The sequence below is a fragment of the Pseudonocardia sp. Ae505_Ps2 genome (assembly GCF_001932425.1).
Classification (GTDB): domain Bacteria; phylum Actinomycetota; class Actinomycetes; order Mycobacteriales; family Pseudonocardiaceae; genus Pseudonocardia.
This window is the reverse complement of record NZ_MCIP01000001.1, coordinates 4,123,833-4,148,630: the sequence shown is the minus strand read 5'-3', so window position 1 is coordinate 4,148,630 and position 24,798 is coordinate 4,123,833. Positions and strand designations below refer to the sequence as shown.

The window sequence follows — 24,798 nt, the reverse complement described above, 5'->3', positions numbered from 1 at the left end:
GAGGGTAACAGGCCGCCGGTGCGCCGGGAACGCGGGGTCGGACCGGGACCTGCGCGGACCCCGGCCCGGGGCGGGGCTCAGCCCGCGCTGGCCGCCTTGGCCCGACTTCGCCGTGCGGTCGTCGACCGGCCCGCGGCCGCGGTCCCCGTGCCGCTTCCACTGCCCTTCGACGACGCGGCCCGCCGCCGGGCCGGTGTGACCGGGGTGTGGTCCGGGGTGACCAGATCACGCAGGAACCGGCCGGTGTGGCTGTCGGGGTGCGCCGCGATCTGCTCCGGTGTCCCCTGCGCCACCACGGTGCCACCGCCCGAGCCGCCCTCCGGGCCCATGTCGATGACCCAGTCCGAGGTCTTGATGACGTCGAGGTTGTGCTCGATCACGATCACCGTGTTGCCCTTGTCCGCCAGCCCCTGGATGACGGCGAGGAGCTTGCGGATGTCCTCGAAGTGCAGGCCGGTGGTCGGCTCGTCGAGGATGTAGACGGTGCGGCCGTTGCTGCGCTTCTGCAGCTCGCTGGCGAGCTTGACCCGCTGGGCCTCACCGCCGGACAGCGTCGGCGCGGGCTGCCCGAGCCGGACGTAGCCGAGGCCGACGTCGACCAGGGTCCGCAGGTAGCGGGCGATCGAGGTGATCGGCTCGAAGAACTCGGCGGCCTCCTCGATCGGCATGTCCAGGACGTCGGCGACGGTCTTGCCCTTGTAGTGGACCTCCAGGGTCTCCCGGTTGTACCGGGCCCCCTTGCAGACCTCGCACGGCACGTAGACGTCCGGCAGGAAGTTCATCTCGATCTTGATCGTGCCGTCGCCGGTGCACGCCTCGCAGCGGCCACCCTTGACGTTGAAGGAGAAGCGGCCCTCGGCGTAGCCGCGGACCTTCGCCTCGGTGGTCGCGGCGAACAGCTTGCGGACCTTGTCCCACACGCCGGTGTAGGTCGCCGGGTTGGACCGCGGGGTCCGCCCGATCGGCGACTGGTCGACCCGGACGAGCTTGTCGAGCTCGTCGACGCCGTTGATCCGGGTGTGCCTGCCGGGGACCTGGCGGGCGCCGTTGAGCCGGTTCGCCAGCACCGTGGCGAGGATGTCGTTGATCAGCGTCGACTTGCCGGACCCGGAGACCCCGGTGATCGACACCAGGCCACCGAGCGGGATGTCGACGTCGATGCCGCGCAGGTTGTGCTCCCGCGCGCCGACGATGGTCAGCCTGCGGTCGTGGTCGAGCACCCGGCGCTCGGGCAGCGGGATCGACTTGCGCCCGGACAGGTAGGCGCCGGTCAGCGAGGTGTCGTGCGACTCCAGGTCGGCGATGGTGCCCGAGTGCACGACGCGGCCGCCGTGCTCGCCGGCGCCGGGGCCGATGTCCACCGCCCAATCCGAGGCGCGGATGGTGTCCTCGTCGTGCTCGACGACGATCAGCGTGTTCCCCAGCTCCTTGAGCCGGGTCAACGTGTCGATCAGCCGCCGGTTGTCGCGCTGGTGCAGCCCGATCGACGGCTCGTCGAGCACGTAGAGGACCCCGACCAGGCCGGAGCCGATCTGGGTGGCCAGCCGGATCCGCTGCGCCTCGCCACCGGACAGCGTGCCCGCGGCACGGTCCAGCGACAGGTAGTCCAGCCCGACGTCGAGCAGGAAGCCCAGCCGGGCCTGCACCTCCTTGAGCACCGCACCGGCGATCATCGCCTGCCGGTCGTCGAGCACCATGCCGTTCAGGAACTGTGAGCACTCAGCCACCGACATGTTCGACACCTGCGCGATCGACCGCTCCCCCAGGTCGCGGTGCGGCAGGGTCACCGACAGCACCTCGGGACGCAGCCGGGCGCCGTTGCACGCCGGGCAGGGGATGTCGCGCATGTAGCCCTCGTAGCGCTCCCGCTGCGACTCGGACTCGGTCTGCTCCAGGCGACGCTCGAGGAACGGCATCACGCCCTCGAAGTTGGCGTAGTACGAGCGCTCGCGGCCGTAGCGGTTGCGGTAGCGCACGTGGACCTGGTCGTCGCTGCCGTGCAGGACCGCCTTCTGCGCGGCGGCGGGGAGCTTGCGCCAGGGGGTGTCCATCCGGAACCCGACCGCGGTGGCCAGGCCGGACAGCAGCCGGCCGAAGTAGTCCGCGTTGTGTCCGGACGACCAGGGCGCGATGGCGCCGTCGCCGAGGGACAGGTCCGGGTCGGGGACGACCAGCTCCGGGTCGACCTCCTTCTTGATGCCGATGCCGGAGCAGGCCGGGCAGGCGCCGTAGGGCGAGTTGAAGGAGAAGGTGCGGGGCTCGAGGTCGTCGACGGCGAGGGTGTGCCCGTTCGGGCAGGCCATCTTCTCGGAGAAGCGGCGCTCGCGCTGCGGGTCGTCGTCGGGCAGGTCCACGAAGTCCAGCACGACCAGGCCGTCGGCCAGCCGCAGCGCGGTCTCCACCGAGTCGGTGAGCCGCTGCTTGGCCGTCGCCTTCACCGAGAGCCGGTCGACGACGACGGCGATGTCGTGCTTCTCCTGCTTCTTCAGCTTCGGCGGGTCCGACAGCGGGTGGACCGTGCCGTCGACGAGGACGCGGGAGTAGCCCTGGGCCTGCAGGTTCCCGAACAGGTCGACGAACTCGCCCTTACGGGTCCGCACGACCGGCGCGAGCACCTGGAAGCGGCTGCCCTGCTCCATCTCCAGCACCTGGTCGACGATCTGCTGCGGGGTCTGCTTCTCGATCCGCTCGCCGCAGGTCGGGCAGTGCGGGATGCCGGCGCGCGCGTAGAGCAGCCGCAGGTAGTCGTGGATCTCGGTGATCGTGCCGACCGTCGAGCGCGGGTTGCGGTTGGTCGACTTCTGGTCGATCGAGACCGCCGGGGACAGGCCCTCGATGAAGTCCACGTCGGGCTTGTCCATCTGCCCGAGGAACTGGCGCGCGTACGCCGAGAGGGACTCGACGTAGCGCCGCTGCCCCTCGGCGAAGATCGTGTCGAACGCGAGGCTGGACTTGCCGGACCCGGACAGCCCGGTGAAGACGATCATGCTGTCGCGGGGCAGGTCGATGTCGATGCCCTGCAGGTTGTGCTCGCGCGCACCGCGCACGACCAGCTTCGGCCCCTCCGGGACCGGCGACGCGCCCGGGGACAGGGCGGTGCCGGCGTCGCGGCGGTCGGTGCTGTGGTCGCTCACGTTGCGCGCCTCCTGGGGTGGCGGTGCCGTCCGGGTCGGACCCGGTTGTGACGCCCGCGGGCTGACGGACATTCCCGGACCGGGCACCCGTGGCCGGTGAGGTTCGTCCCCTCGTCCGCCGTCGATGCTAGGTGCGACCCCCGACAGGAACCCGGTGAGCGGGGCCCGGCGGTGGTCCGGCGCGGTGGATGCACCTCGGTACGCGCCGGTCGGTCCACCGCGCACGGTACTCGCACGCCTGTTCGATCCGTCAGCGGCCCCGTGCGTGCGACCGGCGGGTTCTCCCCACCGCGGGATGTCGGGACGGGCCGCTACCCTCCCGCTCGTGGACGTCCTGGAGAACTACACCGGTCACACCGAGCCGGGCGGCGCGGCCATCCGCCGCGACCTGGAGCGGCTGAGCATCAGCAAGATCTCGGTCGGCGAGATGGACAACAACGCCTACCTGCTCGTGTGCAAGCAGAGCAACGAGGCGCTGCTGATCGACGCGGCGGCCGAGCCGACCCGCATCGCCGACCTCATCGGCGCCGCGGACGAGCGCCCGGACCTGCGCCACCTGGTCACCACCCACCGCCACGCCGACCACTGGCAGGCGCTGGGCGCGATCGCGGGCATGTTCGAGCCGCGGCTGATCGCCCACCCGCTGGACGCGCCGGAGCTCCCCGCCCCGATGGACGAGTTCGTCGAGCACGGCGACACGATCGCCTTCGGTGAGATCGAGCTGGAGGTCATCCACCTGCGCGGGCACACGCCGGGCTCGGTGGCGCTGCTCTACCGCGGGGAGGACCGGCCGCACCTGTTCACCGGGGACAGCCTGTTCCCGGGTGGGCCGGGCAAGACCTGGTCGGCGGAGGACAACGCGCAGCTGATCAGTGACCTCGAGGAGCGGGTGTTCGACCGGCTCGACGACGACACCTGGTTCTACCCGGGCCACAGTGACGACTCGACGCTCGGGGCGGAGCGGCCGAGCATCCCCGAGTGGCGGTCACGGGGCTGGTGACCCTCGGCGTCACGCCGGGCCGCTGCGGGCGTAGCGGCCGGGCGTGACACCGACCAGCCGCACGAACCGGCGGTGCAGGTGGGCCTGGTCGTGGAACCCCACCGCCGCGGCGGCCGCGGCCGGCGGCGTCCCGTCCAGCAGCAGCGACCGCGCCCGCTCGACGCGGCGGGCGTCGAGGTAGCGGTGCGGCGGGAGCCCGAAGCGGCGCGAGAAGGTGCGGACCAGGTGGCCGGGGTGGGCGTGCAACAGGCGCCCGGCCTCGGCGAGGGTCACACCGTCGACGAGCCGGGAGTCGAGCAGGTCCCGCAGCCGGCCGGCCAGGTCCGTCGGCGGCGCCGGGCCGGGCCCGGCGGTCGGGTCCAGGTGCCGGGCGAGACGTTCGGCGACGAGTGCGAGGCGGCTCTCGGCGTGCAGCTCCTCCCCCGGCACCGCCAGCGCGCGGTGCAGCTCGTCGAGCCTGCGGCGCAGGAGGGGGTCGGCCACCCCCGGCCGGTCGACCGCGGGGCCGACCAGCCCGTCCGTCCCGGACGCCCCCGGGTCGAGGGCGGCGGGGTCGAGGTAGAGGACCCGCTTGCGGAAACCGGAGCCGCCCGCCGCGCGTCCGTCGTGCGCGACCAGCGGCGGCAGCAGCGTCATCGGGGCCTCCTCGGTCCCGTGCGGTCGCCGGTCCAGGTCGTAGCGCACGGCGCCGTCGTCGACGATCAGGACCGTCCACGTGGAGTGCGCGTGCAGCGGGTACCGGTGCCGGACGAAGCGCGCGTGCAGCACCTCCGTGATGCCCGGCACGCGCTGCGGCCGCCAGGCGGTGACGGCCTCGCCCGCCGCCCGCGAACCGGTTCCGGACATGTGCGGAACGTACAAGAGTGCAGGGGTCCTGCCGCCCGAGGATCGACGGCGTGACCGACACCGCCCTGCTCCCCGTCTCCTCCGATCGCCCCGCCACCAAGATCGCCGTCGTGCTGCGTGACGACCTGCTCGGCTGGCAGGTCGCGAACGTGACCGCCTTCCTCGCCGCCGGTGTCGCCGCCGGTGTCCCCGAGCTGATCGGCGAGCCCTACGCCGACGCCGACGGCACCGCCTACCTGCCGACCCTCGGTCTGCCGGTGCTCGTGCGCGCCGGGGACGCGACGACGCTCGCGGCCTGCCGGGCCCGGGCGGTCGGCCGCGGACTGCCGGTGGCGGTGTTCACCTCCGCGATGTTCGGCACCGGCAACGACCACGACAACCGTGCCGTGGTCGCGGTGGCCCGGGCCGAGGAGCTCGACCTGGTCGGGCTGGCGCTGCACGGGCCGCGCAACGCCGTCGACAAGATCCTCAAGGGGACGACGACCCATCCGTGACGGCCGGTGCGGCCAGCCCGGCGTCGTCGAACAGCTCCCGCCAGCGCGCCGCCGGGAGCCGGTCCAGCGGCCTGTCGGCCGACGCCCACGCCGCGGCGACGACCTCGGGCAGCAGGTCCGCGCCGACCAGCCCGGCGTCGGTGAGCTCGGCGAGCAGCTGCGGCACGCGGTGCCCGCCCACCCGGGCGACGGCGGCGTCCCAGTCGGCGCGGGTGAGCGGGCGGTCGCGGTCGAGCAGCGCGTTGACGGTGATCTCGTACAGGGCCTGGCTCACGCCGCCAGGATGCCCCCTCAGCCCAGTTCCTCCAGCGCGAGCCCGGTGGAGCGCGGACCGAGCAGGCCGACATCGAGACAGAGCAGCACGATGAGCCCCGCGGCGCCACCGAACACCGCGACCGGCCCGGCCGTGGCCAGCAGCGGGACGGCGACGAACGGGAGGAACGCCGACGTCGCACGGGACAGCGAGTAGGCGATCCCGCCCGCGGTGGAGCGGATCGTCGTCGGGAAGATCTCGGCCTGGTAGATGTGGAACGCGTTGGAGAACACGTTGCTCACCGCGGTCAGCGCGAACCCGGAGCCGACGATCACCAGCGGTGTCGACCCGGCCGCGAACACGATGCCGAGCACTCCGATCGCCAGCGCCGAGGCGATGATCAGCCACTTCCGCTCGAACCGTTCGACCAGCGGGACCGAGGCGAGCGAGCCCAGCGGGTACCCGGCGAAGCTCAGCGCGGCGTAGCCGAGGGACTCGGTGACGTCGAAGCCCTTGGCCACCAGGACCAGCGGCGCGAGCGTGCCGAAACCGTAGTAGGCGACGGTCTGGAGCACCTGGAAGATCAGGAGCATCACCGTGCGGGTGCGGTAGACCCCGCTGAAGGCGATCCGCAGCACCGCGACGGTCGAGCCGCCGCCCCCCGAGTCGGCCGTGGACACCTCCCCCTCGACCGGGGCGCCGGCCCGCCGGGCCACGTCCGCCGCGACGGCGGCGGCCTCCTCGCGCCGCCCGTGGGCGACCAGCCAGCGCGGGGACTCGGGCAGCACGCGGCGCAGCACCAGTACGAAGAACGCGCCCAGGCCCCCGGCGACGAGCAGCCAGCGCCAGCCGTCGACGCCCGCGATCGACTGCGCCGCGACGAGCCGGCCGCCGAGCAGCGCGGCCACCGGCACCCCGAGGAAGCCGACGGTGTACGCCCACGCCGTCCAGCGGCCGCGTACCCGCCGGGGCAGGAACTCGGCCAGGTAGGTGTCGACGAGCACCAGCTCGGCGCCCAGCCCGAGGCCCGCGAGGAAGCGCAGGACGAGGAAGGTCTCCAGGTTCGGCGAGAACGCCGCCGCCACGGAGAACAGCGAGTAGGTGAGCAGGTTCAGCAGGAACACGGTGCGCCTGCCGAACCGGTCGGCCGCGATCGACAGCAGGACCGCGCCGACGAACATCCCGAGGAAGCCCGACGACACCACCGCCGCCTTGCCGGCCGAGCCGAGTGCCCACTCGCGGGCCAGGATCGGGGCCAGCACGCCACCGAGGAACACCTCGTACAGGTCGAAGAACGACCCGATCCCCACCAGGACGACGAGCCGTCGGTGCCATCCCGACAGCGGCAGCGACTCCAGCACCGCCGCGGGTCCGCTCGTGGCCGCCCCGGGCCGGGCCTCCGTCATCGCTGCCCCCTCACCGTCGTTGGCCTTGCTCACCATTGCACATTGCAACGCCGTCGTGCGGTGACCGGTACAGGACGGGCGGCGTCCGGCAGGACCGCCGGGAGCGGCACGACCCACGGTGGCGGTGCACGGACGGTCACCGAGACGGGGCGACCGGCCGCCGTGACTGCCCCGAACGGCCGCTGTCCGGGGATGGTCGGCCCGCTTAGCGTCCCGGACCGATGAGCGCTCCCCACGCCGACGACCGCACCCCCGCGCGCCCGGACGGCCGCCGCAACGGGCATCCGACGACGCTGCTGACCGGCGCCGCGCCCGCCGACGGCCTCCCGGCCCCCGGTACCGCCGCACCCACGACCGGGCCGGTCACACCCGGTCCCGTCCCCGCCCCGCGCGCCGGGGGCTGGACCGGGACGCAGCGGGAACCCGCGCCGGAGCCCACCGAGCTGACCGGACCGGTCGACGCCCGGAACCGGCCGGGCCCGCGGACCCCGCCGCTGCCCTGGCCCGCCGTCCCGGCCGAGCAGCGGCCGGTGGGCGGGGTCCCGGCGCAGCGGACCGGGCCGGCCGTGGGCGCGCAGGCTCCGTGGACCACAGGTCCGGTTCCGGGGCCCGGCCGCGCCCCGTTCCCGACCGCGCCCTGGGCGGTGCCGGTCCAGGGCGGCCCGGTCCAGAGCGGGCCGGTCCAGGCCGGGTCGCGCGCCGCCGCGCCCGTGCCGGTCGTGTACCCGCCCGGCCACGCCGCGTCCGGGACCCCGGCCGGACGGTGGGACGCCCTGCGCGACCGGCTGTCCGCGGCCCGGCTGCCCGACGGCGGGCTGCGCGACGCCGTCGGGCACCGGACCGCGGCGATCGCCGTGGCCGCGACGCTCGTGCTGGCCGCGGCGGTGGTCGTCGCCGCCTACGTCGGCTCCGGGCGCACCGGCGACCCCGGCGCGCCGCAGGGCGCCGGCTCGGGTCCCGCACCGGTGGCGGCCCCGGCGGAGCTGGTCGCGGGCACCACCGCGGCCGACCCGGCCGCGTTCGGGTCGCCGGCGTCGTTCACCTCCCCGACCGGCAACATCTCCTGCCGGATCACCGGCGGCGCCGGGGACGGCGCCGTCCGCTGCGACGTCACCGCCCGCACCTGGTCGGCGGGTGACTGTCCGGACGCCGCGCTGGTCACCGGCGGACCGGCGGGCGCCCGCACCGAGTGCGGAGGGGCACCCGTCACGTCCGGCGCGGCGGTGCTCGACTACGGCACCCACCTCACCCAGGGCGACGTCACCTGCGTCAGCTCGCGGACCGGCGTCGAGTGCCGCGACGCCCGCACCGGCGCCGGGTTCGCCGCGGCCCGGGCGGCGTACCGGCTCTACTGACCCGCCCGCTACCGTCACCGACCGTGAGCGCCGCCGACCCGCCCGTTGTCGTCGAGATCTTCACCGACGGTGCCTGTGTCCCGAACCCGGGGCCGGGCGGGTGGGGCGCGGTGCTGCGGTACGGCAGCCACGAGCGTGATCTGTACGGCGGCGAGCCGGAGCGCACGACGAACAACCGGATGGAGCTCACCGCCCCGATCCGCGCGCTGGACGCGCTGACCCGGCGCAGCGTCGTCCACCTGCACACCGACAGCACCTACGTGCGCAACGGCATCACCCAGTGGCTGCCGCGCTGGCAGGCCCGCGGCTGGCGGACCGCGGCCGGCGAGCCGGTCAAGAACGACGACCTGTGGCGCGAGCTCGACGCCGCCGTCCGCCGGCACGACGTCACCTGGTTCTGGGTGAAGGGCCACGCGGGGCACCCGGAGAACGAGCGTGCCGACCGGCTCGCCGCCCGCGGCTGCGAGGAGGCGGGCGGGCGCGTGTCCGGGAAGCGGCCGTCCCGCACGCGGTGACGCCGGGGAGATAGCGTCGGCTCCGTGGCCGACTCGTTCCCCCGCCTGCACGCCCGCACCCGCCGCTTCACCCTCGGGGTCCCCCGCGGGTTCACCGTCGCCCGGGACGGGTCGCGGGCGGTGTTCCTGCGCAGCCGGTCCGGCACCGACCCGGTCACCTGCCTGTGGTCGGTCGACGCCGCGACCGGTGCCGAGCGGCTGCTCGTGGACCCGGCGTCGGTGCCCGGGCTGCCGGGCGAGGAGGACCTGCCCGCCGCCGAGCGGGCCCGCCGCGAGCGGGTCCGGGAGCAGGCGGGCGGCGTCGTCGGGTACACCACCGACGCCGCGGTCACCCGGGCCGTGTTCGCGCTGTCCGGGCGGCCGTTCACCGTCGCCCTGACCGGGGAGCCGGACGTGCGGCCACTCGACGTCGGCGGGATCGAGGCCGTGGTGGACCCGCGGATCGACCCGAACGGCGCCCGGGTCGCCTTCGTCGCCGACCGCGCCCTGCACCTGCACGACCTCACGACCGGCACGACGACCGCCCTGCTCACCCCCGACGGCGACGACGTCTCCTGGGGTCTGCCCGACTTCGCCGCGGCCGAGGAGATGGACCGCCACCGCGGGTTCTGGTGGTCCCCCGACGGCGACGCGCTGCTCGTCGCCCGGGTGGACGAGTCCCCGGTCGCCCGCTGGCACATCGCCGACCCGGCGCACCCCGACCGCGTCCCGACCACGGTCCGCTACCCCGCCGCCGGCACCCCGAACGCCCGCGTGGGGCTGGTCGTCGTCGCGCTGGACGGCACCCGCACCACCGTGACCTGGGACGACGAGACCTACGAGTACCTCGCCACAGCGGACTGGGACACCCACGGGCCGCTGCTGTCGGTCCAGCCGCGCGACCAGCGGGAGGTCCGCACCCTGGCCGTGGACCCCGCGACCGGTCGGACCACGACGCTGCACTCCCAGACCGACCCGGTGTGGGTGGAGAACGTTCCGGGTGTCCCGGCGCGCACCGCGTCCGGGGCGCTGGTGCGGGCCGAGGACTCCGGCGGGGCGCGTCGGCTCGTCGTCGGCGACACGTACCTGACCGGCCCGGAGCTGCAGGTGCGTGGGGTCGTCGGCATCGACGGCGAGACCGTCCTGTTCCGGGCCTCGACGGAGCCGACCTCGGTGGCCGTCTACTCGGTGACCCCGGGGTCCGAGCCAGTCGCGGTGACGCCGACGACCGGGGTGCACGCCGTCGCCGCGGCGGGGGGCACCACCGTCCGCGTCTCCCAGGACCTCGCGACGGCGCCGCACGCGGTGCTCGTCACCGCCGGCGGGGCGGAGCACCCGGTCGCCGGGCACGCCGTCAACCCCGGGTTCGACCCGGCCCCGGTGCTGCACTCCTTCGGTGAGCGGGAGCTGCGCACCGCGGTGTTCCTGCCGTCGGGCCACGTGCCGGGCACTCCGCTGCCGGTGCTGCTCGACCCCTACGGCGGCCCGCACTCCCAGCGGGTGCTGCAGGCCCGCAACGCGCACCTGACCAGCCGTTGGTTCGCCGAGCAGGGCTTCGCCGTGCTGGTCACCGACGGTCGTGGCTCCCCCGGGCGCGGCCCGGAGTTCGAGCGCGCGATCCACGGCGACCTGGCGGGCCCGGTGCTGGAGGACCAGGTCGCGGCGTTGCACGCCGCCGCGGCGGCCTATCCCGACCTCGACCTGGGCCGGGTCGGGATCCGCGGCTGGTCGTTCGGCGGGTACCTGTCCGCGCTCGCGGTGCTGCGGCGTCCCGACGTCTTCCACGCCGGCATCGCCGGGGCCCCGGTCACCGACTGGACGCTCTACGACACCCATTACACCGAGCGCTACCTCGGGATGCCGGGCGGCGAGCCGTACACCCGCTCGTCGATCATCGACGACGCCGCGACGCCGCCGACCCCGGAGCGGCCGCACCGTCCGCTGATGGTCGTGCACGGTCTCGCCGACGACAACGTCGTCGCCGCGCACACCCTGCGGCTGTCCTCGGCGCTGCTCGCGGCCGGGCGTGCCCACCAGGTGCTGCCGCTGTCCGGGGTCACCCACATGACGCCGCAGGAGGTCGTCGCCGAGAACCTGCTGCTCCTGCAGGTCGGGTTCCTCCGGGACGCGCTCGGCGCCTGAGCGCGAACACGTGTTTCACCGATTCCGACGATCACCGGCGCCGGCCGGACCTGATCTCCGGGCACCGCGTCGTCGCAGCTGAGAGCGCCGTGCGTCCGGCCACGACCGGATGCGCGGCCGTCGCCGGTCCCCACGGGAGGGCTCCGGGCCCGCTTGCGACCCCGCTCACACTGTGGCTCCCTGGGCCTCGGGGATCACCTCCGCCGGGCCCGGTCACGGGCGGCCGGCGGGCGTGGGCGACGACGCCGTGGGGAGCAGCATGACGATGTCCGGCCGGGCCACGCGGTCCCTGTGGATCTGCGAGCCGTGCGGCTTCGTCTACGACCCGGAGGAGGGCGACCCGGACGGCGGCGTCGAGCCGGGCACCCCCTTCGAGGACATCCCCGACGACTGGATGTGCCCGATCTGCGGCGCCGCCAAGTCGGACTTCCGCCCGTTGGAGCCGGGAGAACAGTTCCCGGGGTGAGGACACCGAGACCATGGTCATGATCGCCGGATACGACCACTTCGTCCAGCTGGCCGAGTCGCTGCAGTGGGACGAGACCGACCTCGACCTGGGCCCGGACCGCGACGCCTGGACCCGGCTCGCGCCGGACGAGGCGGCGACCGTGCGCGGGCTGGTCGCCGGGTTCGCCGTCGCCGAGGCCTCGGTGGCCGGGCAGCTCGGCTCGTACCAGGCCGCGGCGCTCGACGACACCATGCAGGCCGCGTTCCGCGCCCAGGCCCGTGACGAGGCGCGGCACGCCCGGTTCTTCGACCTGGTCGCCGCGCAGGTGCTGGGGGTCCCCGGCGGCACCCCGGCCGACCGGCTGGACGTGCTGCGACGCGAGGTGAGCTCGGAGCTCGTCGACCTGTTCGAGCACCGGCTGCCGTCGACCGCCCGCCGGCTCGCCGACGACCACACCGGGCTGACCGGGGCGGTCGGGCTCTACCACATGGTCATCGAGGGCGTGGTGCTGCTGGCCGGCCAGCACGCGATGCTCCAGGCCCTGGACCGGCTGTTCGTCCCGCTGCCGGGCGTGCGCCGCGGGACCGAGCTGGTCCTGCGCGACGAGCGCTGGCACATCGGCTTCGGCTCGCGGGTCGTGCAGAGCGCCGAGCTGGGCGGTGAGGAGGCCGACGCGCTGCTCGAGCAGGGCGAGACCGCGGCGAAGGTCTGGGGCGGGCTCATCACACCCGACGCGATCGCGCTCGCGGTGAAGCAGCACCGCCGCCGCCTCAAGGCGGCGGGCATCAAGTTCTGGTGACACCCCCTTTCGAGAAACACGTGTTTCATTCCTCCGGGCCCGCGGCCCGACCTGCGCGGAATGGACGCGGACGGTTCCGCGGGCGAGGCGAGCAGGTGTCCACACCGGAGCCCGCGGCGCCGCCCGGGATGCGACGTCGCACGTCACGACGGGGACGGACACCTCGCCCCCGCCAAGGTGCGGGCACTGCACCGATGTCACCGACCTCTGGCGACGCGATTCCCGGAGCCGCCGCCCGCGATTTACCACCGTTTCCGAAAACCCCCTCGAACGACACGGACGAATACTCCGGACGTCCCCGGAGAATCGCCGACGAGTCGACGATATGACACCACGCAGGCGGATCTGACCTGCTGGAAGATCGTCCGCGCCGAGCACCGGCCGTTGCGGGAGATCGTTTCGCACATCGACCCGAGCATTCATGATCGTCGGCGCGGAATCGGGTGCGCGCGCGGGGTTGACGCTTACCACCGCGCAGTGTGAAAGTGATCACGTACCCGCCGACGAATTGCGCTCGGGAGGAAAGTGTCAATGACGACCACCGACAACGAACGCGCCGAACAGCTGGAGGCCGCGGGCCTCGGCCGGCAGAACCGGCTGGCGCTCGGCCGGCTGCTCGGCAGCGGGACCATCGGGTACGCCGAGGAGGGACCCGACGGCGTCCTCCGGGCGACGATCCGGATCCCCGAGGACGAGATCTGCTACGAGCCCGGGATCCTCATCCTCCCGCACGGCGGTGACATCGAGCTGACCCTGATCAACGACGACAAGAACACCCACTGCGCGGTGCTGCCCAGCAACGGTGACCCGAAGTTCATCTGGCTGGTGAACCACTCCAAGGGCACCGCGAAGATCAACCTCGACGGGCCGGGAACGTACTACTACGGCTCCGCGAGCGGCAACGACGAGGGCCGCGGTCTCACCGGCTCGATCGTCATCGGGGGCGAGGTACCCGACCACGCCAAGCTCGACCGTCCCCCGCAGCCGCGACCGTAGGAAGGATCCCGAGATGACCGACTACGTCGACGCGGGCGAAGCGATCCCGCACGTGCAGCTCACCAACGTCCGGGGCGAGGCCCCGGCCACCTCCACCGTGGACTACGACCGCATCCGCGGCGCGCGCTCCGAGCCGCAGAACTGGCTGACCTACTACGGCACCTACGACGGCCAGCGCTACAGCGAGCTCGACCAGATCGACAGGGACTCCGTCCGCCGGTTGTCCCCCGCCTGGGTCTTCCAGGCCGGGGCCGTCGGCATGCAGTCCGGTGCGTCGACCTACTCGTTCGAGGCATCACCGATCGTCGTCGAGGGCGTCATGTACGTCTCGGGCCCGGACGGCCGCGCCTGGGCGATCGACGCGAGGACCGGCGAGGAGCTGTGGCGCTACAAGCACGCCTCGCCCTACGACGTGTCCCTGTGCTGCGGCAACGTCAACCGCGGTCTCGCCGTCGGGCACGGCAAGGTCTACCTGTACACCCTCAACGCGCACATCGTCGCGCTCGACGCGACGACCGGGAAGGTCGTGTGGGACACCGTCAACGGTGACGTCCGCGCCGGGGAGAGCGGCTCCGTCGCGACGCTGATCGTCAAGGACCTGGTGATCGTCGGGAGCGCCGGCGGGGAGTTCGGCGTCCGCGGACACCTCGACGCGTTCGACGCGCACACCGGTGAGCGGCGCTGGCGCTGCTACACCGTCCCGAAGCCGGGCGAGCCCGGCTCGGAGACCTGGCCCGACGACGGCGAGGCCTGGCAGCGCGGCGGCGGGAACTGCTGGGTGACACCCACCTACGACCCGGAGCTGGAGCTGCTGTTCCAGGGCACCGGGAACCCCGCGCCGGACTTCGACGGCGGCGTCCGGCCGGGCGACAACCTCTACACCGACTCGACGATCGCGGTGGACGTCAACACCGGCGAGATCCGGTGGCACTACCAGTTCACCCCGCACGACCTGTGGGACTACGACTCCACGATGGAGAACGTCCTGTTCGACGCACCGGACGGGCGCAAGCTGCTCGCCCACGCGGACAAGAACGGCTACTTCTTCGTGCTCGACCGGACCAACGGCGAGCTCGTGCGCGTGTTCCCGTTCGTCGACCGGATCACCTGGGGCGAGATCACGCCGGACGGCACGGTGACGCCGAAGATCTACCCCGACGAGGAGGGCGTCCCGGTGCACTTCTGGCCGGGCCCGGCGGGCGGCAAGGAATGGACGCACATGTCCTACAACCCGCAGACCGGGTTGATGTACGTGCCCGTCCAGGAGGTCGGGGCGACCGCCACCCGGCGCCGCCGCGAGTTCAAGGAGTCCATCCCCTACTGGGGCGCCGGCGTCGCCGTCGACATCGAGGACTTCTACGGGTTCGTCGCCGCCATCGACCCGCTCACCGGCGAGGAGAAGTGGCGCTGGAACAACGAGTACCCGATGTGCGCGTCGACGCTGACCACCGCGGGCGGCCTGGTCTTCCAGGGCACCCCGACCGGTGAGTTCGTCGCGCTCGACGCCTCGACCGGGGAGAAGCTCTGGTCGTTCCAGTGCGGGAGCGGGCACCACTCCAGCCCGACCACCTTCGAGGTCGACGGCAGGCAGTTCGTCGCCGTGCCGACCGGGTGGGGCGGCTGGGTCGAGGGGTTCCTGCCGGGTCTGCTCGGCGCGGCCGCGGGTGACGCGTTGTTCTGCTTCGCGCTGCCCGAGCAGTAGGACCCGCCGTTCCCGGGAACCCGGACGTCGTGAGGAGGGAGGTGATCGCATGGAGTCGACCACCGAGTGGGAGGCGCCGGAGTTCGAGGAGATCGGCTGCGCGCCCGAGGTGACGATGTACATCGCCCGTACCGAGGTGTGAGACGGCCGACGGCCGGGGGTGCGCGAACGGCGCGCCCCCGGCCGTCGCCGTGGAACAAGGGGGTGCCATGAGGATCCGGGTCCTCGGCTCGGCGGCGGGTGGCGGGTTCCCGCAGTGGAACTGCGGCTGTCCGGGCTGCCGGGCGGTGCGCGACGGCTCACGGCCGGCGACGCCGCGCACCCAGTCCTCGATCGCCGTCTCCCCCGACGGCAGGCGGTGGTGGCTGGTCAACGCCTCCCCCGACATCCGCACCCAGCTCGCCGACACGCCCGCGCTGCACCCCACCGGCGACCGGACGACCCCGCTGCAGGGGGTGCTGCTCACCGACGCCGAGATCGACCACACCCTCGGGCTGGTGCTGCTGCGCGAGGGCCGCGGGGTGTCGCTCCACGCCACCGCGGCGACCGAGCGGACCCTGCGCGAGGGGTCCGGGCTGCTGGGCACCCTGGAGCGGTTCTGCCCGGTGACCTGGACCGAGGTCGTCCCCGGCTCCGACCACGACCTCGGCGGCCTGGCCTACCGCGCGTTCGACGCGCCGACCGGCAAGCACGACCGGTTCGCGTCCCCGCGCAGCGCAGGCGGAGCGGGCATCGGTACCGCCGAGGGCCTGCCCGGGCGCGTCGTCGGGTACCGGTTCACCGACACCGCGTCCGGCCGGTACGCCGTGTACCTGCCCGGTGTCCAGGAGCTGACCCCCGCGGTGCAGGACGAGATCGACGGCGCGGACCTGCTGCTCGTCGACGGCACGACCTGGCACGACGACGAGCTGGTGCGGCTCGGGCTGGCCGCGAAGACCGCGCACGACATGGGACACCTGCACATCGGCGGCCGTGGTGGCAGCCTGGAGGTGCTCACCGCCCTCGGTGTGCCCCGGATCGTCTACGTGCACGTCAACAACACCAACCCCGTCCTGCTGGAGGACTCCGCCGAACGCGCCGCGGTCACCGCCGCCGGGGTCGTCGTCGGGTTCGACGGACTGGAACTGGAGGTCTGACATGACCGCTCCGGACACCGCGCTGGTGCGACGCCTGCGGGCGCACGCCACGCAGTACCACTCGGCGCACCCGTTCCACGTCCGCATGAACGACGGCACCCTGACCCCCGACCAGATCCGCGGATGGGTCGCGAACCGGTTCGCCTACCAGGAGGCCATCCCGGTCAAGGACGCGGCGATCCTGTCGAACTGCCCCGACGTCGGGGTCCGTCGGCGGTGGATCCGCCGGATCACTGACCATGATGGGGTCCACGACGGCCGGGAACCGGGCAGCGGGAACTCCGGACAGGGGGGTATCGAGGCGTGGCTGCGGCTCGGCGAGGCGTGCGGGCTGAGCCGGTCGGAGATCCTCGACCACCGGCACGTCCGGCCCGGGGTGCGGTTCGCCGTCGACGCCTACGTCGGCTTCGCCCGCACGAGGCCGTGGGTCGAGGCGGTCGCGTCGTCGCTGACCGAGCTGTTCGCCCCGGACCTGATGGCCGAGCGGCTGGCGGCGTTCGAGAAGTACTACACCTGGATCGACCCGGACGGGCTGCAGTACTTCCGCAACCGCCTGGTCCAGGCCCCGCGGGACTCCGAGCACGCGCTGGAGGTCGTCGTCGCGCACTGCCGCACGCCCGCCGAGCAGGACGCCGCCGAGGCCGCGCTGTCGTTCAAGTGCGACGTGCTGTGGGCGATCATGGATGCGATCGACCATGCCTACGCGTGACGGGTCGACGGCCGCCGGTGCGGCGCGGGTGCCGGCACCGCGGCGCGGCGAGCGGGCCGCCCGCGCGGCCACGGTGACCGGGGGCTCCCGGCCCCGGCTGGGCCGGCACGTGCGGATGCGCCCGGACCGCCCGACCGACGGCTGGGTGCTGCTCGGGCCGGAGACCGTCGTCGTGCTGAACCGGACCGGGCACGCGGTGCTGCGCCTGTGCGACGGCGAGCGCACCGTCGACGACATCGTCGCCGCGCTGGTCGCGGACTTCGACGAGGCCGACGAGCTGGTCGTCGGGGAGCAGGTGCGGCACTACCTGGCCCGGCTCGTCGACCGGAACCTGGTGGCGCTCGGATGAGCGACCCGCGCCCGTTCGGGCTGCTCGCCGAGCTCACCTACCGCTGCCCGCTGGCGTGCGCCTACTGTTCGAACCCGATCGAGCTGTCCCGCTACGACGACGAGCTGTCCACCGCCGACTGGCAGCGCGTGTTCGGCGAGGCCGCGGCCATGGGCGTGCTGCAGTGCCACCTGTCCGGCGGGGAGCCGCTGCTGCGCCGGGACCTGCCCGAGCTGGTCCGCACCGCCGCCGAGCTGGGCATGTACACCAACCTGGTGACCAGCGCGATGGGCCTGTCCCGCCCGCGGGCCGAGGCGCTGCGCGCGGCGGGCCTGGACCACGTACAGGTCAGCGTGCAGGCCGACGAGCCCGCCACCTCCGACCGGATCGCCGGGATCCGGTCGTTCGAGCGGAAGCTGGAGGCGTGCGCGCTGGTGCGCGAGCTGGGCTGGCCGCTCACGGTCAACGTGGTCCTGCACCGCGGCAACATCGACCGGGTCGGCGCGATCGTCGACCTCGTGGAGCGCCTCGGCGCCGACCGGGTGGAGCTCGCCAACACCCAGTACTACGGCTGGGCGTGGCGCAACCGGTCGTCGCTGCTGCCGACGGCTGCGCAGCTCGACCGGGCCGAGGAGGTCGTCTCCGCCGCCCGGGCGCGGCTGGCCGGGTCGATGGAGGTCGTGCACGTGCTGCCCGACTACTACTCCCGCCACCCCAAGCCGTGCATGGGGGGCTGGGCGCAGCGCCAGCTCACCGTCGCCCCGAACGGCGACGCGCTGCCCTGCCCGGCGGCGCAGACCCTGCCGCTGCCGCGGGCCTCGGTCCACGACACGGGCCTGGCCGAGATCTGGACGTCGGCGCCGCTGTTCACCGCCTACCGCGGCGAGGACTGGATGCAGGAGCCGTGCCGGACCTGCGACCGGCGCGAGATCGACCTGGGCGGGTGCCGCTGCCAGGCGTTCCAGCTCACCGGCGACGCCGCGGCCACCGACCCGGTGTGCCACCTGTCGCCCGAGCACGGACTCGTCGAGGACGTGGTGGGCGAGGCCAACCGGCCGGGGCGGGTCGACCTGGAGCTCGCCCCCCGCCCGCACCGCTGAGCCCGACCGGGTCAGCGCAGGTGCGCGGCGTCCCAGAAGCGGTACGACCGGTCCGCGGGGTCGACGACCGCGTCGTCGACCTGCGGTCCGGCGGCGATCAGCCGACGCAGGTAGTCCCCCACACCCGTCCCGACCACGCGGCGCTCGTCCTCGTCCGGCCCGGCGACGACGATCTGCCCCACGGTGCCGCCCGGCTCCGGGACGGTGTCGACGACCAGGGCGTTCCCGCCGCCGTCGACGGCCAGTGGCCACCAGCCCACGTCCCAGTAATGGGCGCGCACGGGGTCGCCCGCGCGCACGGTCACGAAGTCGCTCCCCACGGTGGCGACGGCGTCGACCCAGACGCGGTACTCGCGGGTCGCCTCGGCCAGCGGGACGAAGCGGTAGGTCGCGGGGAACAGGCTCGTCGCGACCTCCGGGTGCGGACCGGGGGCTCGCGGGTGGTCGGCCAGCTGGCCGTCGGCGAGCGTGTAGAGCGCCCGCAGCGCGGCCGGGAACTCCCGGCCGAACACGGCCTCGGCGTCGGCGACCGCGCCCGGCTCCGCGGGCGCGCGGAGGTTGGACGAGGCCGGGATCCCGGCCCGTTCCAGCACGTCGAGCCAGCGGGGCCAGTCGGTCGCGACGCCGTCGTCGGGAGCCCCGCCGGAGAGGTCACGGTCACCGGTCACGTGTGCACCCTGCCACGACGGGCGGGCCCGGGACGCACCCGCCGACGGGTTCTGGCAGGGTCGTCGCACACCCCAGGCCCGCCCCCCGTGGGCCGTCCCCGTCCGTGAGGAGCACGTCCGTGTCCGCACCGCAGAAGCCCGCCGTCGAGATCGTCGACGGCCCGCTGCCCACCGACCTCGTGACCGAGGACCTCTCCGTCGGCGACGGCCAGGAGGCCAAGCCCGGTGACACCGTCGCCGTGCACTACGTCGGGGTCTCGCAGTCCACCGGCCGCGAGTTCGACAACTCCTACGACCGCGGCCAGCCGCTGCAGTTCGGGCTCGGCGCCGGGCAGGTCATCTCCGGCTGGGACAACGGCGTCGCCGGGATGAAGGTCGGCGGCCGCCGCCGGCTCGTGATCCCGCCGCACCTGGGCTACGGCGCCCAGGGCGCGGGCGGCGTCATCGCCCCGAACGAGACCCTGATCTTCGTCTGCGACCTGGTGGGCGTGCGCTGACCGCACTCCTGCTGATCTCCGACACCCACCACCCGAGCCGCGGGGCCGCCCACTCCGGTGGGCTCTCCGGGCCGGTGTGGGACGCCGTCGACGCCGCCGACGTCGTGGTGCACGCCGGTGACTGGTGCTCGGTGGAACTGCTCGACCGGGTCGCGGGCCGCGCGGCCCGGCTGCTCGCCTGCTGGGGCAACAACGACGGCGACGACGTGCGCGCCCGGCTGCCGGAGACGGCCCGGGCGAGGATCGACGGGGTCCGGGTCGCGGTGACCCACGAGACCGGCCCGAAGCAGGGCCGCGAACGCCGGGCACTCGCCGCGCACCCCGACACCGACCTGCTGGTGTTCGGGCACTCGCACATCCCGTGGGACTCCGTCGCCGACGGGCTGCGCCTGCTGGACCCGGGGTCGCCGACCGACCGGCGCCGGATGCCGACCCACACCTGGATGACGCTGACCCTGCACGACGGCCGGATCGACGACGTCGTGCTGCACCACCTCTGACGTCCCGTCAGCCGTCGTCGTCAGCCGTCGTCATCGTCGTCGGGCTGCTGGCCCCGGTCCTGCGGGACCGGAGCCGCCGGGGCCTGCCGGTCGTCGTCCACCCGGGTCGCCGACGACGGGCCGCCGGCCGGGGAGTCGTCGTCGCGGGCGCCCTCGCCCGTGCCGAACACCAGCACCAGGCCGATCAGCGCGGCCACGACCGCGAGCGCCGCGGCCATCCGGTCCTTCGTGAGCCGGTCCTTCGTGGGCATCGGGTCTCCCTGCGGGTGCTCAGTCGTCGACGGGGACGCCGCCGAAGACGGTGAGGCTGACGACGAAGTAGGCGGCGTAGAGCACGAGCAGCACCACGCCGTGCCAGCGGCGGATCCGCCCGGTGCCGAGGAACACTGCGGAGAGCACCGTCAGCCCGAGCAGCACCGGCAGGTGCCAGACCAGGGCCGTCGGGTCGACCACGATCGACCCGCCGACCAGCAGGATCACGCCGAGCTTGCCGGTGACCGAGAACACGACGCTGCCGAGCACGTTCGCGACGGCGATCTCGGGTGCGCCGCGCCGGGCCGGCTCGACGGTGATGAGGATGTCCTCGAGCGACAGTGCGAGCGTCGCGATGGTGACCCCGAAGACCGTCCCGCTGATCGCCCAGGTCTCGAGGATGCCCTCGGTGCCCTGCCCGGCGACGAGTGCGCCGACGACGAGCCCGATCAGCGCGATGACGGCGAACAGGACGGTCCGCCCGGGCGGCTGGGACCGTGCCTTCAGGAACCCGTCGTCGACGCGCAGGTCCTCGGGCAGCCGGAACCCGGGGCTGCTGCCGTCCGCCGTCCCGGTCCGGAGCGGGCCGCTCGTCGCGACCGTCGCCGTCGTGCTCCCGCCCGCGCCGACCCCGGCCCGCTCCAGCTGCTCGTAGACCTCGGCGTTGCGCCAGACGGGCCGTCGGGCGGAGTACTCGCGGTAGGCGATCCAGCCGACGAAGGCGACGAACAGCAGGATCAGCACGACGCCGGTCCCGGCGGTGAGCAGGCCGCCGAGCGCCAGCAGGAACATCACCACCGGAGCGGCGACGTAGAGCGCGAGGTAGTCGCGCGGGACCTCGACCCGGGTCGGCGCGATGATCGCGGCGAGAGCCAGCACGATGCCGGTCAGCGCGATCGTGGTGCCGATGACGGTGCCGAGCGCGACGTCGCTGAGGTCCTCCACGTTGAGGACGACGCCGAACGCGAGGTCGTCGAACTCGATGCCGGTGAAGACGACGGCGATCAGGAACAGCGAGATCGCCCAGCGGCTCGCCACCCCGACCAGGTAACCGATGAGCTTCTCCGCGCTGTAGACCAGCACGGCGACGCCCAGGACGAACTCGATCACCGGGATCATGCGTCAGCCCCTCGCTACGCTGCCAGGATCACTCGATGGTGACCTGGGCCACGTGCCGATGCAACACTTGACACCGCGAGCGCGATGTCTCGGCAGGTCAGGGGCGGCGCCGTCGACGGGGGCGGACACGGAGCCGCCCCGGTGTCCGATGCGGACGCCGGGGCGGAGGGAGGCCGTCGGGGACGGTGGGTCTCAGTCGCGCGGGGGCGCGCTGACGCGGTGGTCGGCCTGCTCGTCGCGGGCCTCGATCTGCGCGGCCTCCTCCTTCGTGCGGGCCAGCGGCGGCGCGGTGATCCCGCTGCCCTGCTCGGCCAGCTCGGGCTTCATCCGGACCGCGACGAGGCTGGCGATCGTGGTGATCGCGAGGACGCCGACGATGACGCCGAGCGAGAGCCCGATCCCGACCTCGGGGACCGGGACCGGCTGCCCGCCGTTGATGAAGGGCAGCTCGTTCTCGTGCAGGGCGTGCAGGGCGAGCTTGACGCCGATGAAGGCGAGCAGCACCGCCAGGCCGTAGGACAGGAAGACCAGCTTGTTGAGCAGCCCGCCGAGCAGGAAGTAGAGCTGGCGCAGCCCCATCAGCGCGAACGCGTTCGCGGTGAAGACGAGGTAGGGCTCCTGGGTGAGCCCGAAGATCGCCGGGATCGAGTCCAGGGCGAACATGATGTCGGTGACGCCGATGGCGATCATCACGATCAGCATCGGGGTCAGCCAGCGCTTGCCGTCGATCTTCACCGTGGTCTTGGCGCCGTGGTAGTCGTCGGTGACCGGGAAGGCCTTGCGGACCCACTTCAGGACCCGGCCCTCCTTCCACTCCTCGTCGTCGCCGCCGGCGGCCTGCTTGACCAGCGAGACCGCGGTGTAGATGAGGAACGCGGCGAAGAGGAAGAACACCCAGCTGAAGCGGTCGATGACCGCCGCGCCCGCGGCGATGAAGATGCTGCGCATGATCAGCGCGATCACGATGCCGACCAGCAGCACCCGGTGCTGGTGGAGGACCGGGACCTTGAACGCGGACATGATGATGAGGAAGACGAACAGGTTGTCGACCGACAACGAGTACTCGGTCAGGTAGCCGGCGAAGAACTCGCCGGCGTAGGTGCCGCCGGAGAAGAACCAGACCCCGCAGCCGAACGCGACGGCCAGCGCCACGTAGAAGACGACCCAGCGGGTGACCTCGCCCAGGGTCACGGCGTGCGGCTTGTGGTCGTTGAGCCACAGGTCCGCGCCGATCACCAGCACGAACCCGACGATGGTGACCAACCAGACCCACAGGGGTACGTTCACGGACTTCCTCCAGACCAGGGCAGTATCAGACAGCCCGAGGTCTCTCCCGCCACGGCACCCTGGTCCTGCGACTGCCGAGCGTGGCCGGTGGTGCCGGGTCCGCGCGCGAGCCACGCTCACGACGACACCGTGCTGACGACACCACCGCGGTAGGGATACTCCCCTGCGGTAGGTGAAGTGTCCTCCCTGCACCGTTGCGTGGCGAGTCGGGGTGACCCAGTGCACCCGGTCGGTGACCCACTTCGTCCGTAGTGTCCGGTTCAGTGACGCGCGGGACGGCTGAGCCGGACCTTGTCGATCTCCTCACCGAGGTCGGTGATCGCGTGCACGACGAGCTCGGAGTCGGTGCCGTGCGAGCCGGGCACCACCGAGCAGCGCAGATAGGCGTAGCCGAGGTACCGGGTCCGCGACCAGGTGACGGTCTCGGCCTGCTTCTGGTCGTCGGGTCCCGCTACGAAGCTCGTGACCGGCGCCTGCTCGGTCTCCTGGCCACGGTGGCTGTCGGTCTCGCCGGGCTGCCAGCGGTAGCGGGGCCGTCCGCCGGAGCCGACGCAGACGTAGGTGGTGCCGTCGGTCTCCGGGTGGACGGTCGAGCGGTCCGGGGCCGGGCGGGTGGGGCGGCCGTCGCGGATGGGGTCGGTGCGCTCGTACTGGTGGTTGTGGCCCTGGACGCACAGGTCGACCCGGTAGCGGTCGCACAGCGGCGCCAACGCCCGTCGCACCCCGGCGTCGGAGGCGTGCGCGCCGGAGGTGGCGAAGGCGCAGTGGTGGAAGAACAACACGATCCACTCGATGTCCGGGTCGGCGCGCCAGCCGGCCAGGGTCCGCTCCAGCCAGGCCAGCTGGGTGCCGCCGGAGTAGCCGGCGTTGGTCGGGATCTCGGTGGACAGGTCGTTGGCGTCGACGCTGGCGACCCCGACGGTGCCGTGGGTGAACGCGTACACCGAGGGGCAGCCGCGGGGGCCGGTCCCGGGCAGCGACAGCCGGGCGGCGTGCCCGGCGTAGCCGTGTGCGGGGCCGTCGGCCCGGTTCAGGTCGTAGAGCGCCTCCATGTCGTGGTTGCCGGTGGCGAACATCCACGGGGTCGACGCGGCCGAGCGTTCGATCGCGGCGAAGTAGGTGCTCCAGACCGTGGGGTCGAAGCTGTCGTGGGCCTCGTCGTCGTGCCCCGCGCCGTCGAGGGCGGGCTTCCCGGCACCGGAGGGGTCGGCGTAGCAGATGTCGCCGGCGAGCAGGTGGAACGCGGGCTGCTCCGCTGCGACGAGCGCGGTCAGCGCCTCCGACGGCATCGGACTGCGGTGGGTGTCGTCGGCCTTGTAGAGATTCGGCTCGGCGCCGGTGCTGACACCCTGGTCGGCGAACGCGGTGAAGGTGAACCGGTGCCGGGTGCCGCGCGGCGCGGCCGTGCGGAACGTGCTGGTCGCGGTGGTCGTCGCGGTGCCGTCCGCGCCCTCCAGCCGGAACCGGTAGACGTAGCGGCTGCCGGGGGTCAGGCCGTCGGCGCGGGCATGGACGAACCACTGCCGGGTGCCCCGGATGCCGCCGTCGGCCTGCGGGACCAGGCTCTCCAGCGGGCGGACCTGCACCGGGAGGGTCAGGCCGAACCCGGAGTCGGTACCGACGTCGACGACCATCCGGCCGGGCGGCGGTGCCGCGGTCAGCTCCCCGGAGAACGACATCGACCGGGCCGGGTCCGGCCCGTAGGCCAGGTGCCGTCCGACGACGGTGACCGGCGCGGGTCCGGCGGCCGCGGCGACCCCGCGTGCCCACGGTGACCCGGACGCGGCGAGCGTGGCCAGCACGCCGGCGCCGCCGCGCAGCGCGGTGCGCCGGCTGACGGGGTGCCGACGCAGGAACGCGGCCAGCCAGTCCTGCTGGTCGGCGATCGTCATGTCGACGGCGAGTGCCCGCGGGACACCGACGCCGGGGGTCTCTCCGGTGGGGTTGACGCTCACACCCGGTGACGGTGCCGGGTCGCGGCTTCCGGTCGGCGTTGCACGGCGGAACAGAAGGTGAACGGGCGACGACACCCGGGGGTCGCGCGCCGTTGGTGCGGAGCTCATCCCGCGGTGGCCGGTTCCCGCGGCACCGGCGCGGGGACGGTCCGGTGGACGGGAACGGACGGGACGTGGT

25 protein-coding genes are annotated in these 24,798 nt (G+C 73.5%); 16 read left to right on the top strand and 9 right to left on the bottom strand.

Going from position 1 to position 24,798, the window contains the following annotated elements; translation table 11 throughout:
* Positions 1-77 precede the first annotated feature (77 nt).
* Entirely contained in the window at positions 78-3,092 is a 3,015-nt protein-coding gene (gene uvrA / locus Ae505Ps2_RS19780; RefSeq protein ID WP_075311666.1) for an excinuclease ABC subunit UvrA, read from the bottom strand.
* A gap of 367 nt (positions 3,093-3,459) precedes the next feature.
* On the opposite strand from uvrA, the gene Ae505Ps2_RS19775 reads away from it, so the two are divergent.
* A complete protein-coding gene (locus Ae505Ps2_RS19775; protein WP_075553853.1) occupies positions 3,460-4,134 on the top strand; it encodes an MBL fold metallo-hydrolase in 675 nt (224 codons plus the stop codon).
* 9 nt (positions 4,135-4,143) lie between these two features.
* Here Ae505Ps2_RS19775 and Ae505Ps2_RS19770 read toward each other — a convergent pair whose 3' ends face one another.
* Entirely contained in the window at positions 4,144-4,980 is an 837-nt protein-coding gene (locus tag Ae505Ps2_RS19770) for an AraC family transcriptional regulator (RefSeq protein WP_075305849.1), read from the bottom strand.
* Positions 4,981-5,030: 50 nt separating this feature from the next.
* Between Ae505Ps2_RS19770 and Ae505Ps2_RS19765 the strand changes: the two genes are divergently transcribed.
* Entirely contained in the window at positions 5,031-5,474 is a 444-nt protein-coding gene (locus tag Ae505Ps2_RS19765; RefSeq protein WP_083702314.1) for a DUF2000 domain-containing protein, read from the top strand.
* On the opposite strand, the gene Ae505Ps2_RS19760 is transcribed toward Ae505Ps2_RS19765, so the two are convergent.
* Complete coding sequence (locus tag Ae505Ps2_RS19760; RefSeq protein WP_075305847.1) at positions 5,449-5,748, bottom strand: hypothetical protein; 300 nt, start codon at positions 5,746-5,748, stop codon at positions 5,449-5,451. The two genes, Ae505Ps2_RS19765 and Ae505Ps2_RS19760, sit on opposite strands and share 26 nt — an antisense overlap.
* 17 nt (positions 5,749-5,765) lie before the next feature.
* Entirely contained in the window at positions 5,766-7,133 is a 1,368-nt protein-coding gene (locus Ae505Ps2_RS19755) for an MFS transporter (RefSeq protein ID WP_075554281.1), read from the bottom strand.
* Between the two features lie 221 nt (positions 7,134-7,354).
* Here Ae505Ps2_RS19755 and Ae505Ps2_RS19750 point away from each other — a divergent pair, with 221 nt between their 5' ends.
* The 12 genes from Ae505Ps2_RS19750 (at position 7,355) to pqqE (ending at position 18,342) form a co-directional block, all read left to right on the top strand.
* Positions 7,355-8,488 carry a hypothetical protein gene (locus Ae505Ps2_RS19750; protein ID WP_075305846.1) on the top strand — a complete coding sequence of 378 codons (1,134 nt, stop codon included), beginning with the start codon at positions 7,355-7,357 and terminating at the stop codon, positions 8,486-8,488.
* Positions 8,489-8,511: 23 nt separating this feature from the next.
* Positions 8,512-9,003, top strand: coding sequence for a ribonuclease HI (rnhA, locus tag Ae505Ps2_RS19745; RefSeq protein ID WP_020626765.1), 492 nt, complete (start codon positions 8,512-8,514; stop codon positions 9,001-9,003).
* A gap of 24 nt (positions 9,004-9,027) precedes the next feature.
* Complete coding sequence (locus Ae505Ps2_RS19740) at positions 9,028-11,124, top strand: DPP IV N-terminal domain-containing protein (RefSeq protein ID WP_075553852.1); 2,097 nt, start codon at positions 9,028-9,030, stop codon at positions 11,122-11,124.
* Positions 11,125-11,383: 259 nt separating this feature from the next.
* Positions 11,384-11,590 (top strand): rubredoxin, encoded by a 207-nt coding sequence (locus Ae505Ps2_RS19735; RefSeq protein WP_075311660.1) that lies wholly within the window; start codon positions 11,384-11,386, stop codon positions 11,588-11,590.
* A gap of 19 nt (positions 11,591-11,609) precedes the next feature.
* Positions 11,610-12,371: a ribonucleotide reductase gene (locus Ae505Ps2_RS32090; protein WP_170917061.1), complete on the top strand. Its 762-nt coding sequence runs from the start codon at positions 11,610-11,612 to the stop codon at positions 12,369-12,371.
* 531 nt (positions 12,372-12,902) lie between these two features.
* Positions 12,903-13,367: an MSMEG_3727 family PQQ-associated protein gene (locus tag Ae505Ps2_RS19725; RefSeq protein ID WP_075305840.1), complete on the top strand. Its 465-nt coding sequence runs from the start codon at positions 12,903-12,905 to the stop codon at positions 13,365-13,367.
* 13 nt (positions 13,368-13,380) lie between these two features.
* Positions 13,381-15,069, top strand: a complete 1,689-nt coding sequence (locus Ae505Ps2_RS19720; protein WP_075553851.1) for a PQQ-dependent dehydrogenase, methanol/ethanol family — start codon at positions 13,381-13,383, stop codon at positions 15,067-15,069.
* Positions 15,070-15,118: 49 nt separating this feature from the next.
* Positions 15,119-15,211: a pyrroloquinoline quinone precursor peptide PqqA gene (gene pqqA, locus Ae505Ps2_RS19715; RefSeq protein WP_075553850.1), complete on the top strand. Its 93-nt coding sequence runs from the start codon at positions 15,119-15,121 to the stop codon at positions 15,209-15,211.
* Positions 15,212-15,278: 67 nt separating this feature from the next.
* A complete protein-coding gene (gene pqqB / locus Ae505Ps2_RS19710) occupies positions 15,279-16,205 on the top strand; it encodes a pyrroloquinoline quinone biosynthesis protein PqqB (protein ID WP_075305836.1) in 927 nt (308 codons plus the stop codon).
* 1 nt (position 16,206) lies between these two features.
* Positions 16,207-16,914: a pyrroloquinoline-quinone synthase PqqC gene (gene pqqC, locus Ae505Ps2_RS19705; protein WP_075305834.1), complete on the top strand. Its 708-nt coding sequence runs from the start codon at positions 16,207-16,209 to the stop codon at positions 16,912-16,914.
* Entirely contained in the window at positions 16,901-17,263 is a 363-nt protein-coding gene (gene pqqD, locus Ae505Ps2_RS19700; RefSeq protein WP_083696027.1) for a pyrroloquinoline quinone biosynthesis peptide chaperone PqqD, read from the top strand. Before pqqC ends, pqqD begins: the two co-directional genes overlap by 14 nt.
* Complete coding sequence (gene pqqE, locus Ae505Ps2_RS19695) at positions 17,260-18,342, top strand: pyrroloquinoline quinone biosynthesis protein PqqE (RefSeq protein WP_075305830.1); 1,083 nt, start codon at positions 17,260-17,262, stop codon at positions 18,340-18,342. Before pqqD ends, pqqE begins: the two co-directional genes overlap by 4 nt.
* 11 nt (positions 18,343-18,353) lie before the next feature.
* Here the strand turns inward: pqqE and Ae505Ps2_RS19690 are convergent, their stop codons facing one another.
* Entirely contained in the window at positions 18,354-19,010 is a 657-nt protein-coding gene (locus Ae505Ps2_RS19690) for an SMI1/KNR4 family protein (RefSeq protein WP_075305828.1), read from the bottom strand.
* Between the two features lie 119 nt (positions 19,011-19,129).
* Between Ae505Ps2_RS19690 and Ae505Ps2_RS19685 the strand changes: the two genes are divergently transcribed.
* Positions 19,130-19,507: an FKBP-type peptidyl-prolyl cis-trans isomerase gene (locus Ae505Ps2_RS19685; protein WP_020626759.1), complete on the top strand. Its 378-nt coding sequence runs from the start codon at positions 19,130-19,132 to the stop codon at positions 19,505-19,507.
* On the top strand, positions 19,504-20,007 hold the full coding sequence (locus tag Ae505Ps2_RS19680) for a YfcE family phosphodiesterase (RefSeq protein ID WP_075553849.1): 504 nt from the start codon (positions 19,504-19,506) through the stop codon (positions 20,005-20,007). The genes Ae505Ps2_RS19685 and Ae505Ps2_RS19680 overlap by 4 nt, the downstream gene beginning before the upstream one ends.
* 20 nt (positions 20,008-20,027) lie before the next feature.
* On the opposite strand, the gene Ae505Ps2_RS19675 is transcribed toward Ae505Ps2_RS19680, so the two are convergent.
* The 4 genes from Ae505Ps2_RS19675 to Ae505Ps2_RS19660 form a co-directional block, all read right to left on the bottom strand.
* Positions 20,028-20,258: a hypothetical protein gene (locus tag Ae505Ps2_RS19675; protein WP_075305824.1), complete on the bottom strand. Its 231-nt coding sequence runs from the start codon at positions 20,256-20,258 to the stop codon at positions 20,028-20,030.
* A 19-nt stretch (positions 20,259-20,277) separates the two neighbouring features.
* On the bottom strand, positions 20,278-21,378 hold the full coding sequence (locus Ae505Ps2_RS19670) for a sodium:proton exchanger (protein ID WP_075553848.1): 1,101 nt from the start codon (positions 21,376-21,378) through the stop codon (positions 20,278-20,280).
* A 192-nt stretch (positions 21,379-21,570) separates the two neighbouring features.
* A complete protein-coding gene (locus Ae505Ps2_RS19665; RefSeq protein WP_020626757.1) occupies positions 21,571-22,665 on the bottom strand; it encodes a TerC family protein in 1,095 nt (364 codons plus the stop codon).
* A 260-nt stretch (positions 22,666-22,925) separates the two neighbouring features.
* Complete coding sequence (locus Ae505Ps2_RS19660; protein WP_075305820.1) at positions 22,926-24,620, bottom strand: metallophosphoesterase; 1,695 nt, start codon at positions 24,618-24,620, stop codon at positions 22,926-22,928.
* Between the last annotated feature and the right edge of the window lie 178 nt (positions 24,621-24,798).

Bases quoted from the DNA above. Each gene is read 5' to 3' on its own strand.
- Ae505Ps2_RS19770 (WP_075305849.1), bottom strand. From the start codon at position 4,980: ATGTCCGGAACCGGTTCGCGGGCGGCGGGCGAGGCCGTCACCGCCTGG.
- Ae505Ps2_RS19755 (WP_075554281.1), bottom strand. From the start codon at position 7,133: ATGACGGAGGCCCGGCCCGGGGCGGCCACGAGCGGACCCGCGGCGGTG.
- Ae505Ps2_RS19750 (WP_075305846.1), top strand. From the start codon at position 7,355: ATGAGCGCTCCCCACGCCGACGACCGCACCCCCGCGCGCCCGGACGGC.
- Ae505Ps2_RS19735 (WP_075311660.1), top strand. From the start codon at position 11,384: ATGACGATGTCCGGCCGGGCCACGCGGTCCCTGTGGATCTGCGAGCCG.
- Ae505Ps2_RS32090 (WP_170917061.1), top strand. From the start codon at position 11,610: ATGATCGCCGGATACGACCACTTCGTCCAGCTGGCCGAGTCGCTGCAG.
- Ae505Ps2_RS19725 (WP_075305840.1), top strand. From the start codon at position 12,903: ATGACGACCACCGACAACGAACGCGCCGAACAGCTGGAGGCCGCGGGC.
- Ae505Ps2_RS19720 (WP_075553851.1), top strand. From the start codon at position 13,381: ATGACCGACTACGTCGACGCGGGCGAAGCGATCCCGCACGTGCAGCTC.
- pqqA (WP_075553850.1), top strand. From the start codon at position 15,119: ATGGAGTCGACCACCGAGTGGGAGGCGCCGGAGTTCGAGGAGATCGGC.
- pqqB (WP_075305836.1), top strand. From the start codon at position 15,279: ATGAGGATCCGGGTCCTCGGCTCGGCGGCGGGTGGCGGGTTCCCGCAG.
- pqqC (WP_075305834.1), top strand. From the start codon at position 16,207: ATGACCGCTCCGGACACCGCGCTGGTGCGACGCCTGCGGGCGCACGCC.
- pqqD (WP_083696027.1), top strand. From the start codon at position 16,901: ATGCCTACGCGTGACGGGTCGACGGCCGCCGGTGCGGCGCGGGTGCCG.
- pqqE (WP_075305830.1), top strand. From the start codon at position 17,260: ATGAGCGACCCGCGCCCGTTCGGGCTGCTCGCCGAGCTCACCTACCGC.
- Ae505Ps2_RS19675 (WP_075305824.1), bottom strand. From the start codon at position 20,258: ATGCCCACGAAGGACCGGCTCACGAAGGACCGGATGGCCGCGGCGCTC.
- Ae505Ps2_RS19670 (WP_075553848.1), bottom strand. From the start codon at position 21,378: ATGATCCCGGTGATCGAGTTCGTCCTGGGCGTCGCCGTGCTGGTCTAC.